Origin of the sequence: Asaia astilbis JCM 15831 (assembly GCF_000613845.1) — a bacterium.
Classification (GTDB): domain Bacteria; phylum Pseudomonadota; class Alphaproteobacteria; order Acetobacterales; family Acetobacteraceae; genus Asaia; species Asaia astilbis.
On sequence record NZ_BAJT01000001.1, the window covers coordinates 117,748 to 137,491 of the forward strand.

The window sequence follows — 19,744 nt, forward strand, 5'->3', positions numbered from 1 at the left end:
ACGATTTCTGAAGCGTTCGTATCTGTGTGACAGTCTCCCTGTCATCAAACACAGATGTGCAACTGAGGAGCCTTTGGCATGCCACGTATTAACTCGTCACTGAAGCCATTCGAGACCGACGCTTACCACGACGGTAAGTTTATCAAGGTGTCGGACACCGACGTTAAGGGAAAGTGGTCAGTCTTCTTTTTCTATCCGGCAGATTTCACCTTTGTCTGCCCGACGGAACTCGAAGATCTTGCAGAGAACTACGAGACGTTCAAGCAGCTCGGCGTAGAGATCTACTCGGTTTCCACCGACAAGCACTTCACGCACAAGGCATGGCACGACACGTCACCGGCCATCGGCAAGATCAAGTATGTCATGCTTGCTGACCCGACGGGCACCATCAGCCGCAATTTCGATGTCCTGATCGAAGAAGCAGGTATGGCTGACCGCGGCACGTTCCTGATCGATCCGGAAGGCAAGATCCAGTACATCGAAGTCACCTCGGGTGGCGTCGGCCGCTCTGCTGCAGAACTGATCGAAAAGGTTCGCGCTGCACAGTATGTCGCAGCTCACCCCGGTGAAGTCTGCCCGGCGAAGTGGAAAGAAGGCGGCGCAACCCTTTCCCCGTCGCTCGATCTGATCGGCAAGATCTGAGGTCTCTCGGCCCGGCGTCATGCGCCGGGCCACCTCCACGCAATTTTTCGGAAAAGAGCAGGATACGCCCGATGCTTCAGGATCCCATCAAGTCACAATTGACGACCTATCTGGCGAGCCTGGCCCATCCGGTCGTGCTTGAAGCATCCCTCGACGAGAGCGAAAAAGGTCGCGAAATGCGCGATCTCTTGCAGGAAGTCGCTGCCCTTTCCGAAAAATTGTCTTTCACCGAAGACGGTGTAAGCGAACGACGCCCGTCCTTTGTCATCCGCCGCGCGGATAGCCGTCAGGGTGTCAGCTTCGCGGCGATCCCAATGGGTCATGAATTTACGTCATTCGTGCTGGCCCTGCTCCAGGCGGGTGGCCACCCGCCGAAAATTGCCCCCGAAATCGCAACGCAGGTTCAGGGTCTGGCCGGCGATTTTCGTTTTGAGATCTTCGTCTCGCTCTCCTGCCAGAACTGTCCGGATGTGGTGCAGGCATTGAATGCGATGAGCGTACTCAATCCGGCAATCTCGGTGACGACGATCGATGGCGCCCTGTTTCAGGACGAGGTCGCGTCGAAAAACATCATGACTGTTCCGCAGATCTATCTGAACGGGGCCGTATTTGGCTCGGGACGAATGGATGTCGATCAGATTCTGGCAAAGCTCGATGACGATGCCCCAAGGCGCGCAGCCGAGCGGCTGAAGGATATGCCTGCCTTTGATGTCTTGATCGTCGGGAGCGGCCCCGCAGGCGCTTCAGCCGCTGTCTATGCAGCGCGCAAGGGTCTGCGTACGGGCCTCGTGGCGGACCGGTTTGGCGGTCAGGTCATGGACACAGCGGGTATCGAGAATTTCATCTCGATCAAGGAGACCGAAGGTCCGAAGCTTTCGGCTCAGCTGGAGGCGCATGTCCGCTCCTACGACGTCGAGATTATCTCTGGCCAGCGGGCCAAGGAGCTTTTTCCCACGCCTCAGCCCGGTGGATTGCACGGTCTTGCTCTGGAAAGCGGTGCCATCTTGCATAGCCGTACCGTCATTCTGGCGACAGGGGCGCATTGGCGTCAGCTCGGTGTGCCGGGTGAGGAGCAATATCGCACCAAAGGTGTTGCTTACTGCCCGCATTGCGACGGCCCGTTTTACAAGGGCAAGCGTGTTGCGGTTGCTGGCGGCGGGAATAGTGGCGTCGAAGCAGCGATCGATCTTGCCGGTATTGTCGGCCATGTGACGCTGCTGCAGCGTAGCTCGAAGCTGAAGGCGGACAAGGTGCTTCAGGACAAGCTTCTGAGCCTGCCCAATGTGACGGTCCTAACTGAGGCCTTGACCTCCCGGATCGAGGGTGATGGCAGCAAGGTGAACGGCCTGACTTATCGCGGCGGAGATGGGAAAGATCATCGTCTCGATCTTGAAGGCGTGTTCGTGCAGATCGGATTGCTGCCCAATACCGAGTGGCTCAGGAATACGCTTGCGCTTAATGATTTCGGCGAGATCAAGGTCGATGATCACGGGGCAACGTCGGTGCCGGGTGTCTTTGCTGCCGGCGACGCGACCACCACCCCTTACAAGCAGATCGTGATTGCGGTTGGAGAAGGGGCCAAAAGCGCATTGTCGGCTTTCGATTACCTTATTCGCCTGCCGGGTGCCTGAAGCCTAGTTCCTGACATGCTTCTGGAGGCTGAAGGGCAACCTTCACCTCGCTCCAGCGCTCATCCCTCCCGGGCGGGAGCCGAGCGCATCATGACGACAGAAACGACCCAGACAGCAGAACAGGAAGCGCGTGCCCATGCAAAACTGGCACGGCTTTCTTATGTAGACCGTTCTTCTCCGGGTATCACACGCCATCGCGCCGGGCGTGGTTTCTTCTATCGTGACCAGCAGGGAGAGCGGGTTACGGAAGCAGAAACGCTCAAGCGTCTGAAGGGGCTCGCCATACCGCCAGCCTATCGAGATGTCTGGATTTGCCCTAACCCGAAAGGCCATCTGCAAGCCGTCGGTAAAGACCGCCGGGGTCGTCTGCAATATCGATATCATCCCAGATGGCGCGATGTTCGCGATGAAGACAAATTTGCTCGCATGCTTGTCTTTGGCGACAAACTGCCGAAGATCCGCGCGCAGGTGGATGAAGACCTCCGTCGTCCCAGGCTTGACCGCGCTCGCGTGGTAGCTGCCGTTATTCGGCTCATGGAGCGCACGATGGCGCGCATCGGCAACGAAACTTATGCGAAAGAGAACCGTAGCTATGGCCTGACAACGCTGCGGCATCGGCATGCGCGGATTGAGGGCGGGCGGCTCGCGCTCGACTTCAAAGGCAAGCATGGAATCGAGGCACAGCTCGACGTCCGTGATCCCCGTCTGATCCGTGTGATCGGGCGTTTGCAGGATCTTCCCGGTCAGAGGCTGTTTCAGTATCTCGATGATGAGGGCACCCGTCATGACATTCACTCGCATGACGTCAATGCCTATCTCCAGGAAGTGACCAACGAGGACATTACAGCGAAAGATTTTCGCACCTGGGCGGCGACACATCTGGCCGCTTTGACCTTGTCGAGCCTCGAAAAGAGCGACACCAAGGCGCGGGAGAAGAAAAACGTTCTGCGGACCATCGAAACGGTAGCGTCAAAGCTTGGGAACACGCCCTCGGTCTGTCGCAAATGCTACATCCACCCGCAGATACTAAGTGGCTATCTCGATGGAAGTTTAAGAAAGGCCTTCGCAAGCAGGGCGGAGAGCGTTCTGGATGATACGACGGACACCCATGCCCTCTCTGCGGATGAGGTGACGATGATTGGATACCTGACTCGCCTTCTTGATAGATAGCTTTTCCGAGAAGGCTTTCCTGACGCAACCTCGTCGCGTCAGGCGCTTTGTGATCGAGAGTACAAACAGGACTGGGAGCGTCCGATAGATGGATTACCGAATTCTCGGCTCAGCAGGTTTCAGGGTCTCCGCTCTCGGGCTTGGGTGTATGGGGATGAGCCAGTCCTACGGCGTCGCGGATGAGCGTGAGGCGCTCAAGACACTGGATCGCGCCATTGAACGCGGCGTGACGCTTTTCGATACTGCCGAGGTCTACGGTCCTTTCACAAATGAGACGTTGCTGGGGCAGGCTTTGGGCGCACGTCGCAATCATGTGCAGCTTGCGACGAAGTTCGGGTTCAGAATTGAAAACGGCAAGGTGAACGGGGTCGATAGCCGACCGTCGCATATTCGGGAGGTCGTCGAAGCGTCGCTTTCTCGACTTAAGACGGACAGGATTGAACTGCTCTACCAGCATCGGGTCGATCCGAGTGTACCGATGAGTGACGTTGCAGGTACGGTTGCACGTCTCGTTGAGGAAGGGAAAGTACGTTATTTTGGCCTTTCAGAGGCCGGTGTCGATGCGATCTGGGAGGCTCATGCCGAGCATCCTGTGACCGCGCTGCAAAGCGAGTACTCTCTCTGGGAGCGCAATATTGAAGCAGATATCCTGCCTCTATTGAGGGAACAGGGCATTGGCTTTGTTCCGTTCAGCCCATTGGGGCGCGGTTTTCTGACCGGCACGGCGCGCCCGGCGGAGACCTATCCTGCCTCGGATTTCCGACATACCGACCCGCGTTTCATGGGATCCAATTTCGAGGCCAATCAGCGCGCGGCGGTCTGTGTCGGCATTGTCGCCGAGCGTCACAATGCGACTGCGGCTCAGATCGCTTTGGCGTGGTTGCTTTCCAGAGGCCCTGACATCGTTCCGATCCCGGGAACAAAGCGCGCGCATTATCTCGACGAAAATCTGGGTGCGCTCGATATCAGGCTGACCGATGAGGACACCAAGCAACTCGATAAAGCGCTATCAGCCGAACATATCGTCGGAGAGCGCTACAACGCGAACAACATGGCACTCGTCAATCGCTAGCTCGCACCCCGGAGTTCGAACGTTGTTGAGCAAGACTGAAAAAGAGGAAGCCCCCTCTTTTTTTCAGCTCATAGTAATACTTGAAGACTGAAGGTCGGTGACCCCGAGGAAGGTAACCCGCATGTCGTTGTCGAGCATGAGAGACGTATTGCCGCCTTGAATGGTCGCTGTTGCCAGAAGCTTTTGCACTTCAGCAGCGCTGTCCTCAGGTTTGTAATTATACATGAAGAAGGTATCGCCACGCGTCGCGGAGAAATCCGTGATGGTAACGTCGCCCGCCGTATGCCCAGCAAGAACCCCGAAAGTGTTTGCCGCGCCATCGCCGCCAGTCACCGTCGCATAACTCGGATCGATTTTCCCGCCATAGGCCGTGCCGAAGACGAAATGGTCGCTGCCGGAACTACCAATGATGGTTTGCCTGCCCGCGCCAGTCCAGGCTTGCAAGGTTCCCGTCGACGAAGATGCGTCAATCAGCTGGTCTGCATCGACACCGAACTGATTGCCGGAGAATATCGCTTCGTCGCCGACATCAATGTTGGCGGAAAGGTCGTTGGCGCCCCAGAGTGTCGCCTGTTGCGCGGCAATATTCGTCGTGCCAGTTCCAGCGATGAATTTCAACGCACCGGAAACGCTGACTGTCTGATCGCTGCCGTAGTAGACTGAGAGGTCGCCATAAGCGGATACAGTGTCATTCTGTGCGTTTGAGATTGTCCCATTGGCCCCGGCGAAGATAATCTTCGAGCTCTGACCGCCCTCAACTGAACTGTTATTGCCGAGCGTGATTGAACTACCGACCGTGGCCTTGTCGCTGACATAAGCTCGGTCTCCAAGTGACACAACCGAATGCCCACCTTGAAGTGTGACGGAATTCACCCCGACCGAGCCACCAGTTATGGTGTCCTGTCCTTCAGAGACAACGTTATTCGTGCCCTGCTGCAGCAGGATCAGGTTTTTTCCTGTGCCAGCATTGATGTTGTTGGTCCCGTTCGTTGCCAGGATTGTGTCATTGCCGTCAGCCGTGACAATGGTCCAATTCGCGCTTTGTTCGCCCCCATTGAAGTAGTTGTCACCACTTGTTGCCAGAAAGTTACCGTTCGACTCTCCAGCGATGTAGGTGAGGCCTGCTGCACCTCCGCCGAAGACCGTTAGGACACCTTCTGTCGTGACACCGGAGCCGTCGATCGTGACGCGATCTTCCAAAGGTGCAACGGTGCCGTTCTTACCGCCCCATGAGCCGACGCCGAGGAAATCGTACGTCCCGAGTGGGGAATAGCTTCCCCCTGTCGTGACAAACCCTTCCATCACGCCACCATTCGACCAGTTGGTGGATGTCGATCCTTCGGAAAGCAGAATGGTGCTCAGCTCGTTCTGCTTGAAAGCATTTCCCATCTGTCCTGCGTAGACCTCAGCCAGCTCCTGAGCTTGACCGCCAGTAACGGTGACCTGAATAGCTGTACCGGAAGCGCCTACGATTGTAACGATGCTCATGCGTACTCACCCTACTTTGCGAAGTCCAGGGACGAAGCGCCTGCTATACCGTTAAGAACTTACGTCTGAAACATAAGTTTTCATTATTTTTCATTAAACCATATTTTCCGCACAAATCTATGCGTTAAAAATCATTAAATACCTGTTTTTCCTGGGTTTATTTCAAGAATCTGTAGAATATTAATTCGGATTTACCTGCGTAGGTAAAAGAAATTCCCGCCCCTTTGCAAAGGCGGGAATTACAATATTGTTATTTAACTAAGGTGTAAAAATAATTAGCGCGATCCTTCATGGTCTCCGTCGCGCAACTGACCTGTGGGCTCCTGAGTGTGGGCCTCGAGGAACCACAGATGCTTATCGAGCGCACGCGATGCTTCGGTGAAAAGGTCGGCAGTATCGGCATCGCCCGCTTCTTCCGTGATATCGATCGACTCACGGACATTATTGGCAACCGTTGCATAACGATCGATCAGGGCGGCGATGTGATCGGCAATTTTATAGACATCGGTCGGGTAGGGCTTGCAGGCTGATTTCTTGGTAACATCCTGCGTGGTGCCGTAAGCTGTGCCACCGAGCTGGACCGCGCGTTCGGCAACCTCGTCAACGAGATTATCCACGCTGTCGCGGAATCCGTCGAGCATTTCGTGCACACCGATGAACTGCGGGCCTTTGAGATTCCAATGAGCCTGCTTGGTGATCAGGGCCAGATCGATGAGATCGGCGAGGCGTGCGTTGAGCGTCTCGATCGATACGGTTTTCGCATTCGATTTTAGAGCGTTCTGTGTCGTGTGTGTCGCATGTTTGGTTGTCATGGTTTCACCCTTACGATTTCTTGTCAGCATTTCGCGTTAAGCGATGTCCACTGAACGTCGATAATCTGGATCGGTTGCGCGTAAGGGGAAGGAAAGTAACAGCAAGAAAAGAACATGTGCCTCGGGTCCTGTACAACGCCTTCGCGCCGAGACTCTTTTTCTCGAAGGTCCCTGGTCTGTTGACGTCATTTTGAGGCGCAAGCCCTTCGTATTGGTTCGAAGCTGCTGTAAGGGCTGAACCTGTTTCAGGGTATGCGGTGAGATCCGTAAGGGCGCCCCGATTCAAGAGAACAATCTATAGTATTGCTGAGGGTGGCATGAGCGGCTTGGGGTCTGGCGATCTGGCTCGATCGATGCGCGATATACGCATCATATTTTTTAGTCTTGGGTTGGGCGCTTTCGCGATCGGTACCGCAGAATTTGCGGCGATGAGCCTCGTGCCCATGATCGCTCACACCTTTGGCGTGAGCGATCCGGAAGCGGGTCATGCCATCGTGCTTTATGCGGCGGGTGTCTGTATCGGAGCACCGACCATCGCGCTCTTCAGCGCGGGTATCAGTCGCCGCACGATGCTGATCAGCATGATGATCCTTTATACATTGGGCAACGGATTGAGTGCTCTCGCGCCAAGCTACAGCTTGTTTCTGGTCTGTCGCTTTGTGAGCGGGCTGCCGCATGGTGCGTATTTCGGTATCGCCAGCATTCTGGCGTCGTCACTCGTGCCGCCCAACAAGCGGTCTCAGGCGGTGGGGAGAGTCATCCTGGGTCTGACGATTGCGACCATCGGCGGTGTGCCGCTGGCCAACGGGATCGGCCAGCTTGTCGGCTGGCGCTGGGCTTTCGGTCTTATCGCGTTGCTCGCGCTCTGTACGGCTGTCCTGATTGTTCTCTTCGCTCCCAAGGACACGTCTCGCAAGGATGCGAGCATCCTCAACGAATTCACGGCGCTCAAGATCAAGCAGGTCTGGTTGACGCTTGCCATTGGCGCGGTTGGCTTTGGCAGTGTGTTCTGCGTCTACACTTATCTCGCATCGATCATGATTCATGTGACAAAGGTGCCGGAATCCTACGTGCCCATCATGCTGGCCGTGTTCGGCGTGGGGATGACAATCGGGACATTGGTCTGCGCGTGGCTTGCGGACCACAAGATGATGCCGACCCTTGCGGGCGTGCTCCTGATGGGAGCTGCAGCGATGGCAGGATTTCCGGAGGCATCCCATAAGCTGGTTCCGCTTGCGATCAATGTCTTCATGATCGGTGCAAGTGGCGGTCTGGCGACGGTGGTGCAGGCGAGGCTGTTGACTGTGGCCGTGGGTGCCGAGGGTCTTGCCGCGGCGCTCAATCAGAGCGCGTTCAATATTGCCAATGCTGTCGGGCCCTGGCTTGGCGGCCTGGCGATATCGGCTGGGCTGGGCTGGACCTCTGTCGGTTGGGTGGGTCTCGCGCTCTCGCTTGGCGGGTTCGTGATTTATCTGCTCAGCATCGCAGATGAGTTCAAGCGTCGTAAAAACACGTCTCGCGCCCTTAAGTTGGGGAAGAAAGAGGGGGCTTAGGCCCCCTTTTTTTCTTAGGTGCTCGACGGATCGACGAGATCGAAAAAGGGCTGCAGATCGACCGTGAAGAAGCGCGGGTAAGCGGGGTCGCGTTCATAAAGCGCGTGGCCGGTCCATCTTTTTTGCATGACCTGCCCTTCTTCGAAGAAACGGGCTTCGTGTTCCGGGACGTCATCTGAACCACGTGTCAGGCTCTCATGGTGAGACGCGACGGCTTCGGCGCAATAGATGATCCGGTGGCCAGCGCTACGGATACGCAGGCAGAGATCGACGTCATTGTACGCGATCTTGAGATCTTTTTCGTCGAACCGCCCGACTTCTTCGAAGACCTCACGCCTGACAAGCATGCAGGCGGCGGTCACGGCTGTGACTTCATGGCTGAGAAGAATACGCCCGATATAGCCGTAATCTTCCGGCCCGCAGCCTCTATGGGCGTGGGCACCGACCCCAGCCGGTCCGACCACGACACCGGCATGCTGGATGGTCTGGTTGGGGTAGAGCAGTCGCGCGCCCACAGCAGCAACCCGATCACCGGCGAGTGCCTCGTTCACCATCAGGCGAAGCCAATTGCGCTGTTCGACGAAAACGTCGTTGTTCAGGAAAAGGAGAAACTCTGACTGGCAGGTCTGGGCGGCGATGTTGTTCAGCCGCGAATAGTTGAACGGCTCCTCGATCGTCAGAAAGCGTACCCTGTCATGCTTACTGAATGTCTCGATGAAAGACGCGGCCTGCGGTGTGACAGACCAGTTGTCGACGAGGACGATCTCGAAACTGGCGTAGTCGGTGTGCTTCAGCAGATTTTCCACGCAGCGCTGCGTAATGTCGATCTGATCCTTGAACGGGATGATGATCGAGATCGACGGCGTTTCAGAGAGTTTCCAGTCCACGCGGTAAAGTGTCAGCCCATTGATCGACGACACGTCAGCGTTGAAGCCACGTCGGGCGAGGTGATCCGAGACAGCCTTCACACCAGCGGCAATGGCGTAGGTCTTGTTGCCTACGGCGACCGCTGTCGAATTGGGGGTCATGCGCCAGTGATAGAGCAGCTCTTCGACATGGGCGATTTTGTCGTGAGGGAGTAATTCAGAGGCGCGAAGAATGAAATCATGATCCTGCGCGCCATCATAATCGGCGCGGAGCAGGCCGATCTGCCGCATCGTCGCGGTGTCGATCATCGTCAGGTGGCAGATATAATTGCAGCCAAGCAGATAACGATAGTTGAAGTCCGGCTTGAAGTTCGGTGATTGCCAATTATTGGCCTGATCGACCTTGTCTTCATCCGAATAGAGCAGGAGGGCGCCCGTTTCCTGCACCCTGCGAACCATGGTTTCGAGGGCGACATCGACGAGCATGTCGTCATGATCGAAAAAGACGGTGTACTCGCCCTTGGCGGCCATCATCCCTTCATTGGTCGCGCCCGAGATGCCAAGATTTTTGCTCAGAGGCAGAATGCGGATCCGGCTGTCGCGGTCGGCATAACTCTGCATCAGGGCGGTTGTCTGGGGGCAGACCATGCCGTCATCGATCAGGATCAGCTCCCAGTTACGCCAGCTTTGACCGATGACGGACTCGATTGCCGTGATGTAGTCGGCTTTCAAAGGTCTGTATGTGGGACACAGAATGCTGATGAGCGGCTCATCTTTGAGAGGGGCTTTCACGCGGGCCATGGCGGTGCGTTCGCGCAAGGCCGTATAGTAAAGTGTCGCCCAGCGATCGTAGTTGCCGAGGTTGAAGCCCGCCTGCGGGATCGCGCTGCGTATCTCCGTCCGTAATTTGGTGAGTTCCCGATGAAGGCGATCGATCGTGTCGGCAATATCGAGCAGTCGGGTTTCGAGCGCGTCGTCGGCGATCGAACTGATGAACGGGCTTCCCATGAGCTCGTCCCCTTCGGGCAGGACCTTGACCGAAAAGCTGCGCGGCGACGAGCCGCGAAAGCGCTGCGGGATAGGGATATCGAAGCCGCAATTCGGATTGCAGCCGATGGCTGCGGCGACATCGCCTCGATAACGATCGGCTCTGACCTGGGCCACCAGCACATTATTGGCTGTGACGGACACGACGCAGTCACCGCGCCACTCCTCCTCGCCCGGGAGCTTCTGCAGGATCCAGCCTTTGAGGGCACCTTGCTTGATGCCATCAACACAACTTGAGTATTCGGGTCGTGACTCTAGGTTAAAAACCTGAAATAGTCTTTTTCCTTCAGGTATAGTTTGATCCGTTATGGGTAATACTGATCGATCTGGAAGGCGAATAGAGATTTGATGAGGCTTTCCATCCATGAATGTTACGGGAATGGAAAAATTGAACCCGAGTCTGTCATGAGGTGTTTTGAGGGCATCCTGAACGTCGGACCGCGATTCTTCAGCAAGAATCTGGGCGATTTCCTGGCCGTCGATCAGAATATGGAGACGCACCGGCGTCGCAGGGTCTCGTCTGTTGACTGCCCACCCGATCAGGATATCGCTTTGAAGACCGTCGCAATAACCGATGAAAGGGCTGTTGGCTGGGGCAGCTGTCATTTTCTGTCTCTCGTTTCGGGCGGATCGCAGAAGTTTTCTGTTCGTTGCAGTCTGAAATGCCGCACTTCGTCTGCGAAGGCTAGATGAATGCCTGAACTGCGTGCGAGGGGGATCTTATCATGAGCGGGCCACCCCGAATTCGTGTTGTGATGATGCAACGCGACGAGGGCCCTATGCTCATGGCCTGGCTCTCCTATTACGGCCAGATCTTTGGATTTCCGGCATTGACCATTTTCGACAATGGTTCAGTCGATCCCCTGACGGTGCATCTGCTTGCTCACGCTGAGAAATGCGGGGCGTCGGTCAGGCGCGATCGCCCTGACCCTGCGGATTTTCATGGCAAGGGTCTGCACTTCGCAGAGCAGTTTCGTGAGTGGGATCGGCAAGGTGATTATGATTTTGCCTTGCCGGTCGATTGCGACGAGTTTCTGGTGGTGATCGATGACGAGGGAATCTCGACAAGCCGCGAGCGTATCTTGCAGGAATTTGTATGTCATCTTGGGGAAAAGCGTGCGCTCAGGATCGGGAGTTCGCTGTTCAATGTTCCTTCCAAGCCTGGCTGGTTCGCGCTCGATACGGGTTTCATTAAAGGGTTTCTTCCGTCGGGCAGTGTGGCCGTTGTAGATAACGGTCAGCACAATCCATCTTCACGGCTCGCTTCGGGTTTTGCATTAACCCGGTTTTCGTATCTTCATTTTCACAACCATGAATTTCCGGAGATGCAGCGTCGGGCGCGCCTCAAGCTCTCAAGTTCCCTGCTCAACCCTGACGATCGGGCTGCGCTCCTGCGTTTCGCGGAGTTGCCCAACATGCCTGGTCGCCACCTCGTCGGGGTATTGCTCAACGATGAAGCGCATTATCTCACACGTTACAATGCGCTGTTGCAGCTCTATCTGCCATGGGCGAGGTCCGCCTCGGCCCTCAATACGCATCTTGCGAATGGTCCGGTCCTGATAAGAGACAGACAGATGGCGCAGCCCTGGTCAGGCAGCGCCTATCGGGAGCACTATGCAGATGTGGAAGCCTGGCCGCCTGGTCCCTTGATGCACTATCTTCTGCATGGGTGGTGCGAAGGACGGCACCTCTAGGTCTGTCATGAAATATTCATAGCGCTTGCCTGGCGAGGCTTGTTGTCTCATCAATGCGGGGAAGCTACACGACAGACTGGCACCGGGTGCCGTTTAGATATTGTTTACTTCTTGTCTGAGCCAGGACGAACTGACCGAATGACTAGCGCTGCCGCTCCGCGGACCCAGCCTGCCCCCCTCCAGGAAGCCCGGAAAACTCCCTTTTGGAAAGGCGATCGGCTTTTCCGTCTGCTGGTGGGCGCCTGTGCGCTTCTGGTTCTTGTCTCGCTTGGAGGGTTGGTCCTCACGATGGCGGTTGGTGGAAGCAAGGCCTTTGCCACTTTCGGTCCGTCATTCGTTTTCAGCAATGTGTGGAATCCGGTTTCGAACACCTATGGTGCGCTTGCTCCCGTCTTCGGTACGATCGGTTCGACGCTGATTGCGGTGATCATCGGCGTGCCGCTCGCCTTCGGTGCGGCCTTCTGGCTCACGAATATCGCGCCGCCCATGGTGGCTGGTGTGGTTGGGACGGCTGTTCAGCTTCTGGCGGCGGTGCCCTCGATCATTTTCGGCATGTGGGGCTTCTTCATTGTGGTGCCTTTTATGGCGCAGCACGTTCAGCCTTTCTTCCGCCATCATTTCGGTCACGTACCAGGTATTCGCTGGCTCGTGCACGGTGCCCCTTTCGGCTACGGTCTGCTCACCGGCGGGCTGGTGCTGGCTGTTATGATTACGCCTTTCGTGACGGCGGTGATGCGCGATGTGTTTGCCGTCATGCCGCCGATGCTCAAGGAGAGCGCCTATGGATTGGGCGCGACACGTTGGGAAGTGATGCGACGTGTGATCGTTCCGTGGTCGCGTGCAGGCATGATCGGCGGCGTGGTACTGGGCATGGGGCGCGCACTTGGCGAGACCATGGCTGTGACCTTCGTGATCGGTAATGCCAATACGATTGGCTGGTCACTCTTCGCTCCACGCAACACAGTGGCTTCCCTCGTTGCCCTCGAATTTCCCGAGAGTGCGGCGGGCAGTCTCAAACTTTCTTCCTTGCTGGCTCTGGGTTTTATCCTGATGCTGCTTTCCTTCACCACTCTTGCCATTGCGCGCTGGCTGCTGCGGGAGAAAAACGCATGAGCAAGCCTAAAGGGCAGGGATGGCGCAAGGATCCCCGCGCGACGCAGCGCCTGATCATGGATCGGCTGGCCACTGGAGCAAGTTTTGCCGCTACCGGCATTCTCGTGATCGCCTTGGTTTCCATCTTGTGGACGCTGCTGCGTAACGGTCTTGCCGGTCTGTCTATTGCTGCGCTGATGCATCCGATGGGGCCGCCGGGTAGCAATGGTGGCCTGGCCAATGCAATCGTCGGGAGTGTGATCCAGACAGGGGTCGCGTTGCTTATGGCCACGCCGGTCGGACTGGGGTGCGGTATCTATCTCTCTGAATTCGGCCGTGGGTCGAAATTTGCCACCTCGGTGCGTTTCGTCTCCGACGTGCTTCTCTCTGCGCCGTCGATCCTGATCGGTCTGTTCGTCTATCTCGTTCTCGTAGCGCCGTTTGGACATTTTTCGGGTCTGGCTGGATCAGTCGCGCTTGCGATCCTCGCAGTGCCGATCATCGTTCGTACAACGGAAGATATGTTGCGTCTCGTTCCTGTGGCGATGCGCGAGGCGGGCTCTGCGCTCGGGGCTGCGCATTGGCGTGTTGTTCTGTTCCTGTGTCTCCGCTCGGCAGCGCCGGCGTGTTGACAGGCATCCTGCTCGCCCTCGCACGCGTCAGCGGTGAGACGGCTCCGCTACTCTTCACCTCGCTTGGCAATCAGAACTGGTCCTTCAGTCTTGATAAACCCATGGCGAGTTTGCCCATTGCCATCTACCAATATGCGGGCGCGTCCTATGACGATTGGGTGCGCCTTGCCTGGACAGGTGCGCTTCTCGTGACGCTGGGCGTTCTCAGCATCAATATCATCGTGCGGTTCGGCTTCCGCAGCAAACAATCGTAAGCAAGAGGACGTTACGCTCATGAGCGAAGCCCTGCAGGATCCCTCATTCCCACCGCAGAATATCGATGCGCCGGAAGCCGCTCTGGCTGTGCGTGGGCTCGACTTCTATTACGGCGAAAAACAGGCTCTCAAATCCATTAATATGGATTTCCGCAAGCAGAGCGTGACGGCCATGATTGGCCCGTCTGGTTGCGGTAAATCGACGCTCCTGCGTATCTTCAACAGAATGTACGACCTGTATCCCGGTCAGAAGGCGACGGGGTCTGTCCTGTTCGATGGCGCCAATATTCTCGACCCTTCGCTCGATCTCAACACGCTGCGGTCGCGTATCGGTATGGTGTTCCAGAAACCGACGCCATTCCCGATGTCGATTTACGACAACATCGCCTTCGGCGTTCGCTTGCATGAAAAGCTTTCGCGCTCCGAGCTCGATGGACGCGTCGAGGATGCCCTGACCCGTGTCGCCCTCTGGAAAGAAGTGCGCGACCGCTTGAAAGAACCGGCGACGGGAATGTCTGGAGGCCAGCAGCAACGCCTTTGTATCGCTCGTAGTATCGCGACCAAGCCTGAAGTCCTGCTTCTGGATGAGCCAACTTCAGCGCTCGATCCGATTTCGACGGCGCGCATTGAGGAGTTGCTCGATGAGCTCAAGCAGGATTTCACGATTGCGATCGTGACGCACAACATGCAGCAAGCGGCACGCTGTGCCGATCAGGTTGGCTTTTTCTATCTGGGTTCCTTGATTGAAATGGATAGTGCGGACCGGATGTTCACCAATCCGCGTCAGAAGCAGACGCAGGATTATATTACCGGGCGTTTCGGTTAAGTTTTCCCCAAGCGGTAGGGACAGAAAAAGATGCCAACTGATAGCCTTCACACCGTCAAAAGCTACGAGCAGGAACTGGACCGGATGCGTGCCATGATGGCGCGCATGGGCGGGATCGTCGAAAGTCAGGTGGCGCAGGCTGTGGCTGCTGTGACCGAGCATGACGAGGATGCCGCTCAGGCAGCGCCCGCTCAGGATCCTCAGGTCGATCTGCTGGAACGCGATGTTGAAGCGCTGGCTATTCGTCTGCTCGCCCTTCGAAGCCCCATGGCGGGCGATCTGCGTGAGATTGTGGCAGCGCTCAAGATTACCGGGGATCTCGAGCGCATCGGAGATTACGCGGCGTCAATTGCACGACGCAGCCAGCGCTTCGATCTCGCTGATCGTCAGATTTCGCTTTCAGGCCTCAGAAGCATGGGGCGACTGGTGCAGGAAAATCTGCGTCGCGTCATAGATGCCGTTACCCAGCAGGACGATGATCGCGCCCTGGAAGTGTGGCAGGCTGATCGTGAAGTCGACGAGTATTACACCGCGATGTTCCGTGAACTCGTCACGTACATGATGGAAGATCCACGCAATATCAGCCCATGTACGCATCTGCTCTTCATTGCTAAAAATTTCGAGCGTATCGGCGATCACACGACCAATATTGCCGAGCGTGTTTATTATGCTGTGACTGGCGACAACCTGCCGGCAGTGCGTCCGCGCGGCGGGCTCTCCAACGGGGAAGATGTGGTTTCGCGATGAGTGCTGCGCTGGTGAAGATTGTCGTCGTCGAGGACGATCCGTCTCTTCAATTGATGATCCGTTATAATCTGGACAAGCTGGGCTACGAAGTCTCGGCTTTTTCAGAGGCTGAGCAAGCGCTGGAATCCATATCTCGCACGCGTCCCGATGCTCTTGTGCTTGACTGGATGCTGCCAGGCATGTCGGGGTTAGATCTCTGCCGTAAGGTCAGAGGAATGCCCAATCTGCATGATCTGCCTGTCTTGATGCTGACGGCTCGCGCCGACGAGCAGGATAGCATTCGCGGCCTCGATAGCGGAGCCGATGATTATATTGCGAAGCCCTGCAGCATCGAGGCTCTGGATGCCCGTCTGCGCGCGCTGCTGCGCCGCACCCAGCCGGTCAAGCAGAACGTCCTGAGCTTTGCGGATCTGCAGCTCGATCTGCAGACCCATCGGGCAGAACGTGATGGCCGGTCTCTGACCCTGGGTCCGACAGAGTTTCGTCTGCTTGAATTTTTGATGCGGCATCCCCGGCGGGTTTTCTCGCGTGAAGATCTTCTGCAAAAGGTCTGGGGTTCGAATGTGCATGTCGAATTGCGCACAATCGATGTTCACATCAGACGCTTGCGACGCGCGCTCAATCTGGATCATGAAATGGATTATGTGAGAACCGTGCGATCCGCCGGTTATGCGCTCGACGATCAGGCCTGAGGCAGCGTGACGCTTCCCGCAGTTCTTGCGGTCCTGCTGGGACTTTCCCTGCTGGGCTGGGGCGTCTCCTGGAGATCCTGGCGGCGTCGAGCCAATCTGGCCGAGGCAAGTGTGCTCAAGTCCAGGCCGGTGCAGAACGAGGCGCCTCAGGCACCGGCTTTCTGCGAGCTTCTGCCCATCCCGGCAGTCCTGCTGGATCAGGGGGGGCGCATCTTCCATGCTAATCGTGTGGCGCATTCAACCTTTGGAGATGCACTAGGGGCCGTTATCCGGCACCCCGCAGTACAGTCGGTCCTGGCGACGCTCACCCCGGAGACGGGGGTTGTGACCCGCGTCGAGCTGGACGTGCCGGTGCGGCGCATCGTTCAGGTCACCTTCCGCAAATGGTCGGAGCGGTTCGCCAAGGGCATCGGCTGGGATGAGGGGGTTCTTGCCGTTCTGGAAGACTGCTCGGAGTTTGAGGTGGTCGACCGGATGCGCGCCGATTTTGTCGCGTATGCCAGCCATGAACTCCGAACGCCTCTCGCTTCGCTCATCGGGTTCATCGAAACTCTGCAGGGACCCGCTTCTGACGATCCTGCGGCGCAACAGCAGTTTCTGGCGGTCATGGCCGCTCAGGCAGCCCGGATGGAGCGTCTGATCGAGCGTCTTCTCTATCTGTCTCGAGTGCAACGTCTGGAACATATGCGCCCGCATGACATGGTGGCGGCACAGGACATTATGGATCGTCTGCTCGAGGACACCCAGATTCTGATCCGTTCATCGGAGGCCAGACTGATCCTCTTGCCGACCGAGGAGGATCTTCTTTTTCCGGCCGATGAAGACCAGATTGTTCAGGTTCTGCTTAACCTGATCGAAAACGCTCTCAAATATGCCGGGCAGGATGTCGAGATCCGAGTCGGCATCACTGCTGATAATGGCAAGGGCGTCGAGATCACCGTTGCCGATAATGGACGTGGGGTGGATGCGCAGCATGTCCCCCGTCTGACAGAGCGTTTCTATCGGGTAGAGGGACGCGTGACTGCATCGCAGACCGGCACCGGCCTCGGTCTTGCGATCGTCAAGCACATCGTCGATCGCCATGGAGGGCGGTTGCGTATCGAGAGCGCCCCTGGAAAAGGGATGACCTGCCGGGTCTGGCTGCCCAGAACAAGCTGACAGGTCGGGTGGTTTTTCTCAGAACCAGCCTTGTGGTTTGCGGATCGCCGACTCATCGACAAGAGCGATAATCGGACGGATGACCCGGATCAACCACCAGATGAAAAGCAGCCCGAAGAGCACATAGCCAACCAGAATCAGGCAAAGAACCCCGGCAATGATCGCTCCGCAAAGACCCAGCCAGAATGTGCGGATAGCGTAGGTGAAATGGCTCTCGTAAATTGTGCCTCGTGCTTCACCGCGCTTGAAATAAGCGACGATGACGCCGGGGATGCTGGTAATTCCGAAAAAGAATGACGCAACAAAAAGTATGTGAACGGTCCACGCCCATCGTTTCGCGCGTTCGGCACGTTGAGGATTAGGCCAGGGCTCAGAAAAACCGTATTGCATGTGATGTTTCGGTCCTTTGGTCATGCGGTGGCAAAGACGGGATTGGGTCGTTCCTTCAGGGTATCCTGAAGAGGGGCCGAGATGTTACAAAAAACTCATTGGCGACATGGTTTCTTCTTTGCGTGTGACCCAGCTGTCCGGTGGGGGGCTTCGTTCAGCGACGCCGCTCTCGCAGGCCCGGAACCGGACAAAGACCGGCTTCACTGTGAGTGCCCCATCCTGAGGAAGTTCGGTGATTGGCCACAAACAAGTCAGCTCCTGAGTCTGATCAGACCAATGCAGGTCAGGTCTTGGGATGGCTCAGATCTTCACCAGAACAGTCGATTTCGGGAGACTTCGATGCGCCTAGGAGCCCGGACTAGCTCAGAAGGCAACGTTTTTGCCGGTTTCTGGTGGCACCGGTGACGGCATTCTGCCTGGCTGGCCATGTCGCGCGCCGACGCTGAAAAGTTCCATGCCGAACCGGTAGCAAAGTCTTGATACGGTCTGGCATTTTCAATGGCCGTGAGCTGTTTATTCTGCAGGGATGCTTTCGGACCCGGATTGAAAAGACGGCCTCCGACTGAAACAAGTGATAGCGCGGGATTACTGCTATGCCTTTGCCTTCGTTCCTGTTTGTCTGCACAGGCAATATCTGCCGTTCGCCCCTTGCTGAGGCGGCGATGCGCGCTGAAGCGTCCAAGCGTGGTCTGGCGCTGGACATCGATTCAGCGGCCACCGGGGTCTGGCATGTTGGCGAGGCCCCGGATGTCAGGGCGCGCCGCGTGGCCAAACGTCATGGGCTCGATATCGATTCCTACGTTGCCAGGCAGGTGCAGGAAGAAGATTTCGAGCGGTTTGACCATATCATCGCGCTGGATTCAGGGCATATGCGCGCCTTGCGTCGTCTTGCGCCCGAGACCGAGCAAGACCGTATCCGTCTGCTGCTTGACTACGTTCCCGAGCGGCGCGGTGAAGAGATTTCAGATCCCTTCTACGGAAAAGAGGTCGATTTTGAGACGGCCTGGCAGGAAATCGCGCTCGGTTGCGCGAGCCTTGCGAGTTTCTCTCTGGACTCCTGAATGACGACACGTCTCGACCATGCGGCGGTGCTCCTCGGGGACAACACGGCGTTCGAGGCGCTTCCTTTAAGTGGCGGCGATCTCTCAGAGATTTGGCACCTTCGTTTTGCCTCAGGTCGCGATGTCGTCGTCAAGCTTGGGGGGGACGCCGAGGCAGAGGCCGAGATGTTACGCGCAATCGCGGAAACAGGGGCTGGGGCGCCAGATGTTCTGACAGCGCAGGGCGATCTGCTCATTCTGGAGTACCTGCCTGCGTGCGGCCTGACCGAGCAGGGCTGGAAGGCCTTGGGAAAGTCTCTCTTTACACTTCATAACAAGAGCCAGCCCTCCCGCTATGGATGGCATCGGAATTATGCTTTCGGCGCCATGCCGATCCCTAACGGCTGGACAGCGGACTGGTGCAGCTTCTGGCGCGAGTATCGTCTTCTGCCCTGTAGTGGTTTTCTGCCCAAAACGCTTGCGTTCAGGGTGAACCGGCTTGCTGACAGGCTCGACGGTCTTTTGCCTCGAACGCCGCGTGCGGCTCTCCTGCATGGTGACCTCTGGAGCGGGAACGTGCTCATGACGGGTCAATCGGCTTACTCTGTACGAAGCGTGCTGATCGATCCGGCTTGCTATATCGGAGATGCCAGCACTGACTTCGCCATGCTGACACTGTTTTCAACACCGCCAGAGGCGTTCTGGCAAAGCTATGGATGTTTGCCAGAGGGATACGAGCGAAGCATCGACGTCTATCGTTTGTGGCCTGCTCTCGTGCATTACCGTCTTTTCGGAACTTCCTATCTCGGCATGATCGAGAGTCTGCTCGACCGACTGAACGTCTGAAGAAGCCTCGGCTCCAGTCCCGTGAGACATGATTGAAGGCAAAAGCGGTCTTCGTATGCGCCGAGCATCTAAAAATTGCGGGCATCCTGCCT

At 56.8% G+C, this 19,744-nt stretch carries 17 protein-coding genes and 1 pseudogene; 14 read left to right on the forward strand and 4 right to left on the reverse strand.

The window, feature by feature from the left end; genetic code table 11:
- Window positions 1-78: 78 nt before the first annotated feature.
- From ahpC to JCM15831_RS00545, 4 genes are all read left to right on the forward strand, one after another.
- On the forward strand, window positions 79-642 hold the full coding sequence (ahpC, locus tag JCM15831_RS00530) for an alkyl hydroperoxide reductase subunit C (RefSeq protein WP_025821926.1): 564 nt from the start codon (window positions 79-81) through the stop codon (window positions 640-642).
- Between the two features lie 71 nt (window positions 643-713).
- Entirely contained in the window at window positions 714-2,273 is a 1,560-nt protein-coding gene (gene ahpF, locus JCM15831_RS00535) for an alkyl hydroperoxide reductase subunit F (protein ID WP_025821928.1), read from the forward strand.
- A 90-nt stretch (window positions 2,274-2,363) separates the two neighbouring features.
- On the forward strand, window positions 2,364-3,443 hold the full coding sequence (locus tag JCM15831_RS00540) for a DNA topoisomerase IB (protein WP_025821930.1): 1,080 nt from the start codon (window positions 2,364-2,366) through the stop codon (window positions 3,441-3,443).
- 88 nt (window positions 3,444-3,531) lie between these two features.
- Window positions 3,532-4,515, forward strand: a complete 984-nt coding sequence (locus JCM15831_RS00545) for an aldo/keto reductase (protein ID WP_025821932.1) — start codon at window positions 3,532-3,534, stop codon at window positions 4,513-4,515.
- A gap of 63 nt (window positions 4,516-4,578) precedes the next feature.
- On the opposite strand, the gene JCM15831_RS00550 is transcribed toward JCM15831_RS00545, so the two are convergent.
- Both JCM15831_RS00550 and dps read right to left on the reverse strand, forming a co-directional pair.
- Window positions 4,579-6,003, reverse strand: coding sequence for a hypothetical protein (locus JCM15831_RS00550; protein ID WP_025821934.1), 1,425 nt, complete (start codon window positions 6,001-6,003; stop codon window positions 4,579-4,581).
- A gap of 275 nt (window positions 6,004-6,278) precedes the next feature.
- Complete coding sequence (gene dps, locus JCM15831_RS00555; protein WP_025821936.1) at window positions 6,279-6,815, reverse strand: DNA starvation/stationary phase protection protein Dps; 537 nt, start codon at window positions 6,813-6,815, stop codon at window positions 6,279-6,281.
- 317 nt (window positions 6,816-7,132) lie between these two features.
- Here dps and JCM15831_RS00560 point away from each other — a divergent pair, with 317 nt between their 5' ends.
- Window positions 7,133-8,368, forward strand: coding sequence for an MFS transporter (locus JCM15831_RS00560; protein ID WP_025821938.1), 1,236 nt, complete (start codon window positions 7,133-7,135; stop codon window positions 8,366-8,368).
- A gap of 14 nt (window positions 8,369-8,382) precedes the next feature.
- Here the strand turns inward: JCM15831_RS00560 and JCM15831_RS00565 are convergent, their stop codons facing one another.
- A complete protein-coding gene (locus tag JCM15831_RS00565; RefSeq protein ID WP_025821940.1) occupies window positions 8,383-10,887 on the reverse strand; it encodes a glycosyltransferase family 2 protein in 2,505 nt (834 codons plus the stop codon).
- Between the two features lie 119 nt (window positions 10,888-11,006).
- On the opposite strand from JCM15831_RS00565, the gene JCM15831_RS00570 reads away from it, so the two are divergent.
- The 7 genes and pseudogenes from JCM15831_RS00570 (at window position 11,007) to JCM15831_RS00600 (ending at window position 17,376) form a co-directional block, all read left to right on the forward strand.
- Window positions 11,007-11,975: a glycosyltransferase family 2 protein gene (locus JCM15831_RS00570; protein WP_025821942.1), complete on the forward strand. Its 969-nt coding sequence runs from the start codon at window positions 11,007-11,009 to the stop codon at window positions 11,973-11,975.
- A 138-nt stretch (window positions 11,976-12,113) separates the two neighbouring features.
- Window positions 12,114-13,088: a phosphate ABC transporter permease subunit PstC gene (gene pstC / locus JCM15831_RS00575; protein WP_025821944.1), complete on the forward strand. Its 975-nt coding sequence runs from the start codon at window positions 12,114-12,116 to the stop codon at window positions 13,086-13,088.
- Window positions 13,085-13,953, forward strand: a pseudogene (pstA, locus tag JCM15831_RS15510) (phosphate ABC transporter permease PstA). The gene pstC and the pseudogene pstA overlap by 4 nt, the downstream one beginning before the upstream one ends.
- A gap of 19 nt (window positions 13,954-13,972) precedes the next feature.
- Window positions 13,973-14,779 carry a phosphate ABC transporter ATP-binding protein PstB gene (gene pstB / locus JCM15831_RS00585; RefSeq protein WP_025821946.1) on the forward strand — a complete coding sequence of 269 codons (807 nt, stop codon included), beginning with the start codon at window positions 13,973-13,975 and terminating at the stop codon, window positions 14,777-14,779.
- 30 nt (window positions 14,780-14,809) lie between these two features.
- Window positions 14,810-15,526, forward strand: coding sequence for a phosphate signaling complex protein PhoU (gene phoU, locus JCM15831_RS00590; RefSeq protein ID WP_025821948.1), 717 nt, complete (start codon window positions 14,810-14,812; stop codon window positions 15,524-15,526).
- Entirely contained in the window at window positions 15,523-16,218 is a 696-nt protein-coding gene (phoB, locus tag JCM15831_RS00595) for a phosphate regulon transcriptional regulator PhoB (RefSeq protein ID WP_025821951.1), read from the forward strand. The genes phoU and phoB overlap by 4 nt, the downstream gene beginning before the upstream one ends.
- A 6-nt stretch (window positions 16,219-16,224) precedes the next feature.
- On the forward strand, window positions 16,225-17,376 hold the full coding sequence (locus JCM15831_RS00600; protein ID WP_025821953.1) for a sensor histidine kinase: 1,152 nt from the start codon (window positions 16,225-16,227) through the stop codon (window positions 17,374-17,376).
- A gap of 18 nt (window positions 17,377-17,394) precedes the next feature.
- On the opposite strand, the gene JCM15831_RS15515 is transcribed toward JCM15831_RS00600, so the two are convergent.
- Complete coding sequence (locus JCM15831_RS15515) at window positions 17,395-17,766, reverse strand: DUF4870 family protein (protein ID WP_156938673.1); 372 nt, start codon at window positions 17,764-17,766, stop codon at window positions 17,395-17,397.
- 593 nt (window positions 17,767-18,359) lie between these two features.
- Between JCM15831_RS15515 and JCM15831_RS00610 the strand changes: the two genes are divergently transcribed.
- Window positions 18,360-18,827 (forward strand): low molecular weight protein-tyrosine-phosphatase, encoded by a 468-nt coding sequence (locus JCM15831_RS00610; protein WP_035773528.1) that lies wholly within the window; start codon window positions 18,360-18,362, stop codon window positions 18,825-18,827.
- Entirely contained in the window at window positions 18,828-19,652 is an 825-nt protein-coding gene (locus JCM15831_RS00615) for a fructosamine kinase family protein (RefSeq protein ID WP_025821959.1), read from the forward strand.
- Window positions 19,653-19,744 lie beyond the last annotated feature (92 nt).

Coding starts and splice junctions, on each gene's coding strand:
- JCM15831_RS00545 (WP_025821932.1), top strand. CDS start 3,532: ATGGATTACCGAATTCTCGGCTCAGCAGGTTTCAGGGTCTCCGCTCTC.
- ahpC (WP_025821926.1), top strand. CDS start 79: ATGCCACGTATTAACTCGTCACTGAAGCCATTCGAGACCGACGCTTAC.
- phoU (WP_025821948.1), top strand. CDS start 14,810: ATGCCAACTGATAGCCTTCACACCGTCAAAAGCTACGAGCAGGAACTG.
- pstC (WP_025821944.1), top strand. CDS start 12,114: ATGACTAGCGCTGCCGCTCCGCGGACCCAGCCTGCCCCCCTCCAGGAA.
- dps (WP_025821936.1), bottom strand. CDS start 6,815: ATGACAACCAAACATGCGACACACACGACACAGAACGCTCTAAAATCG.
- JCM15831_RS00610 (WP_035773528.1), top strand. CDS start 18,360: ATGCCTTTGCCTTCGTTCCTGTTTGTCTGCACAGGCAATATCTGCCGT.
- JCM15831_RS00615 (WP_025821959.1), top strand. CDS start 18,828: ATGACGACACGTCTCGACCATGCGGCGGTGCTCCTCGGGGACAACACG.
- JCM15831_RS00560 (WP_025821938.1), top strand. CDS start 7,133: ATGAGCGGCTTGGGGTCTGGCGATCTGGCTCGATCGATGCGCGATATA.
- phoB (WP_025821951.1), top strand. CDS start 15,523: ATGAGTGCTGCGCTGGTGAAGATTGTCGTCGTCGAGGACGATCCGTCT.
- JCM15831_RS15515 (WP_156938673.1), bottom strand. CDS start 17,766: ATGCAATACGGTTTTTCTGAGCCCTGGCCTAATCCTCAACGTGCCGAA.
- JCM15831_RS00540 (WP_025821930.1), top strand. CDS start 2,364: ATGACGACAGAAACGACCCAGACAGCAGAACAGGAAGCGCGTGCCCAT.
- JCM15831_RS00565 (WP_025821940.1), bottom strand. CDS start 10,887: ATGACAGCTGCCCCAGCCAACAGCCCTTTCATCGGTTATTGCGACGGT.
- ahpF (WP_025821928.1), top strand. CDS start 714: ATGCTTCAGGATCCCATCAAGTCACAATTGACGACCTATCTGGCGAGC.
- JCM15831_RS00550 (WP_025821934.1), bottom strand. CDS start 6,003: ATGAGCATCGTTACAATCGTAGGCGCTTCCGGTACAGCTATTCAGGTC.
- JCM15831_RS00570 (WP_025821942.1), top strand. CDS start 11,007: ATGAGCGGGCCACCCCGAATTCGTGTTGTGATGATGCAACGCGACGAG.
- pstB (WP_025821946.1), top strand. CDS start 13,973: ATGAGCGAAGCCCTGCAGGATCCCTCATTCCCACCGCAGAATATCGAT.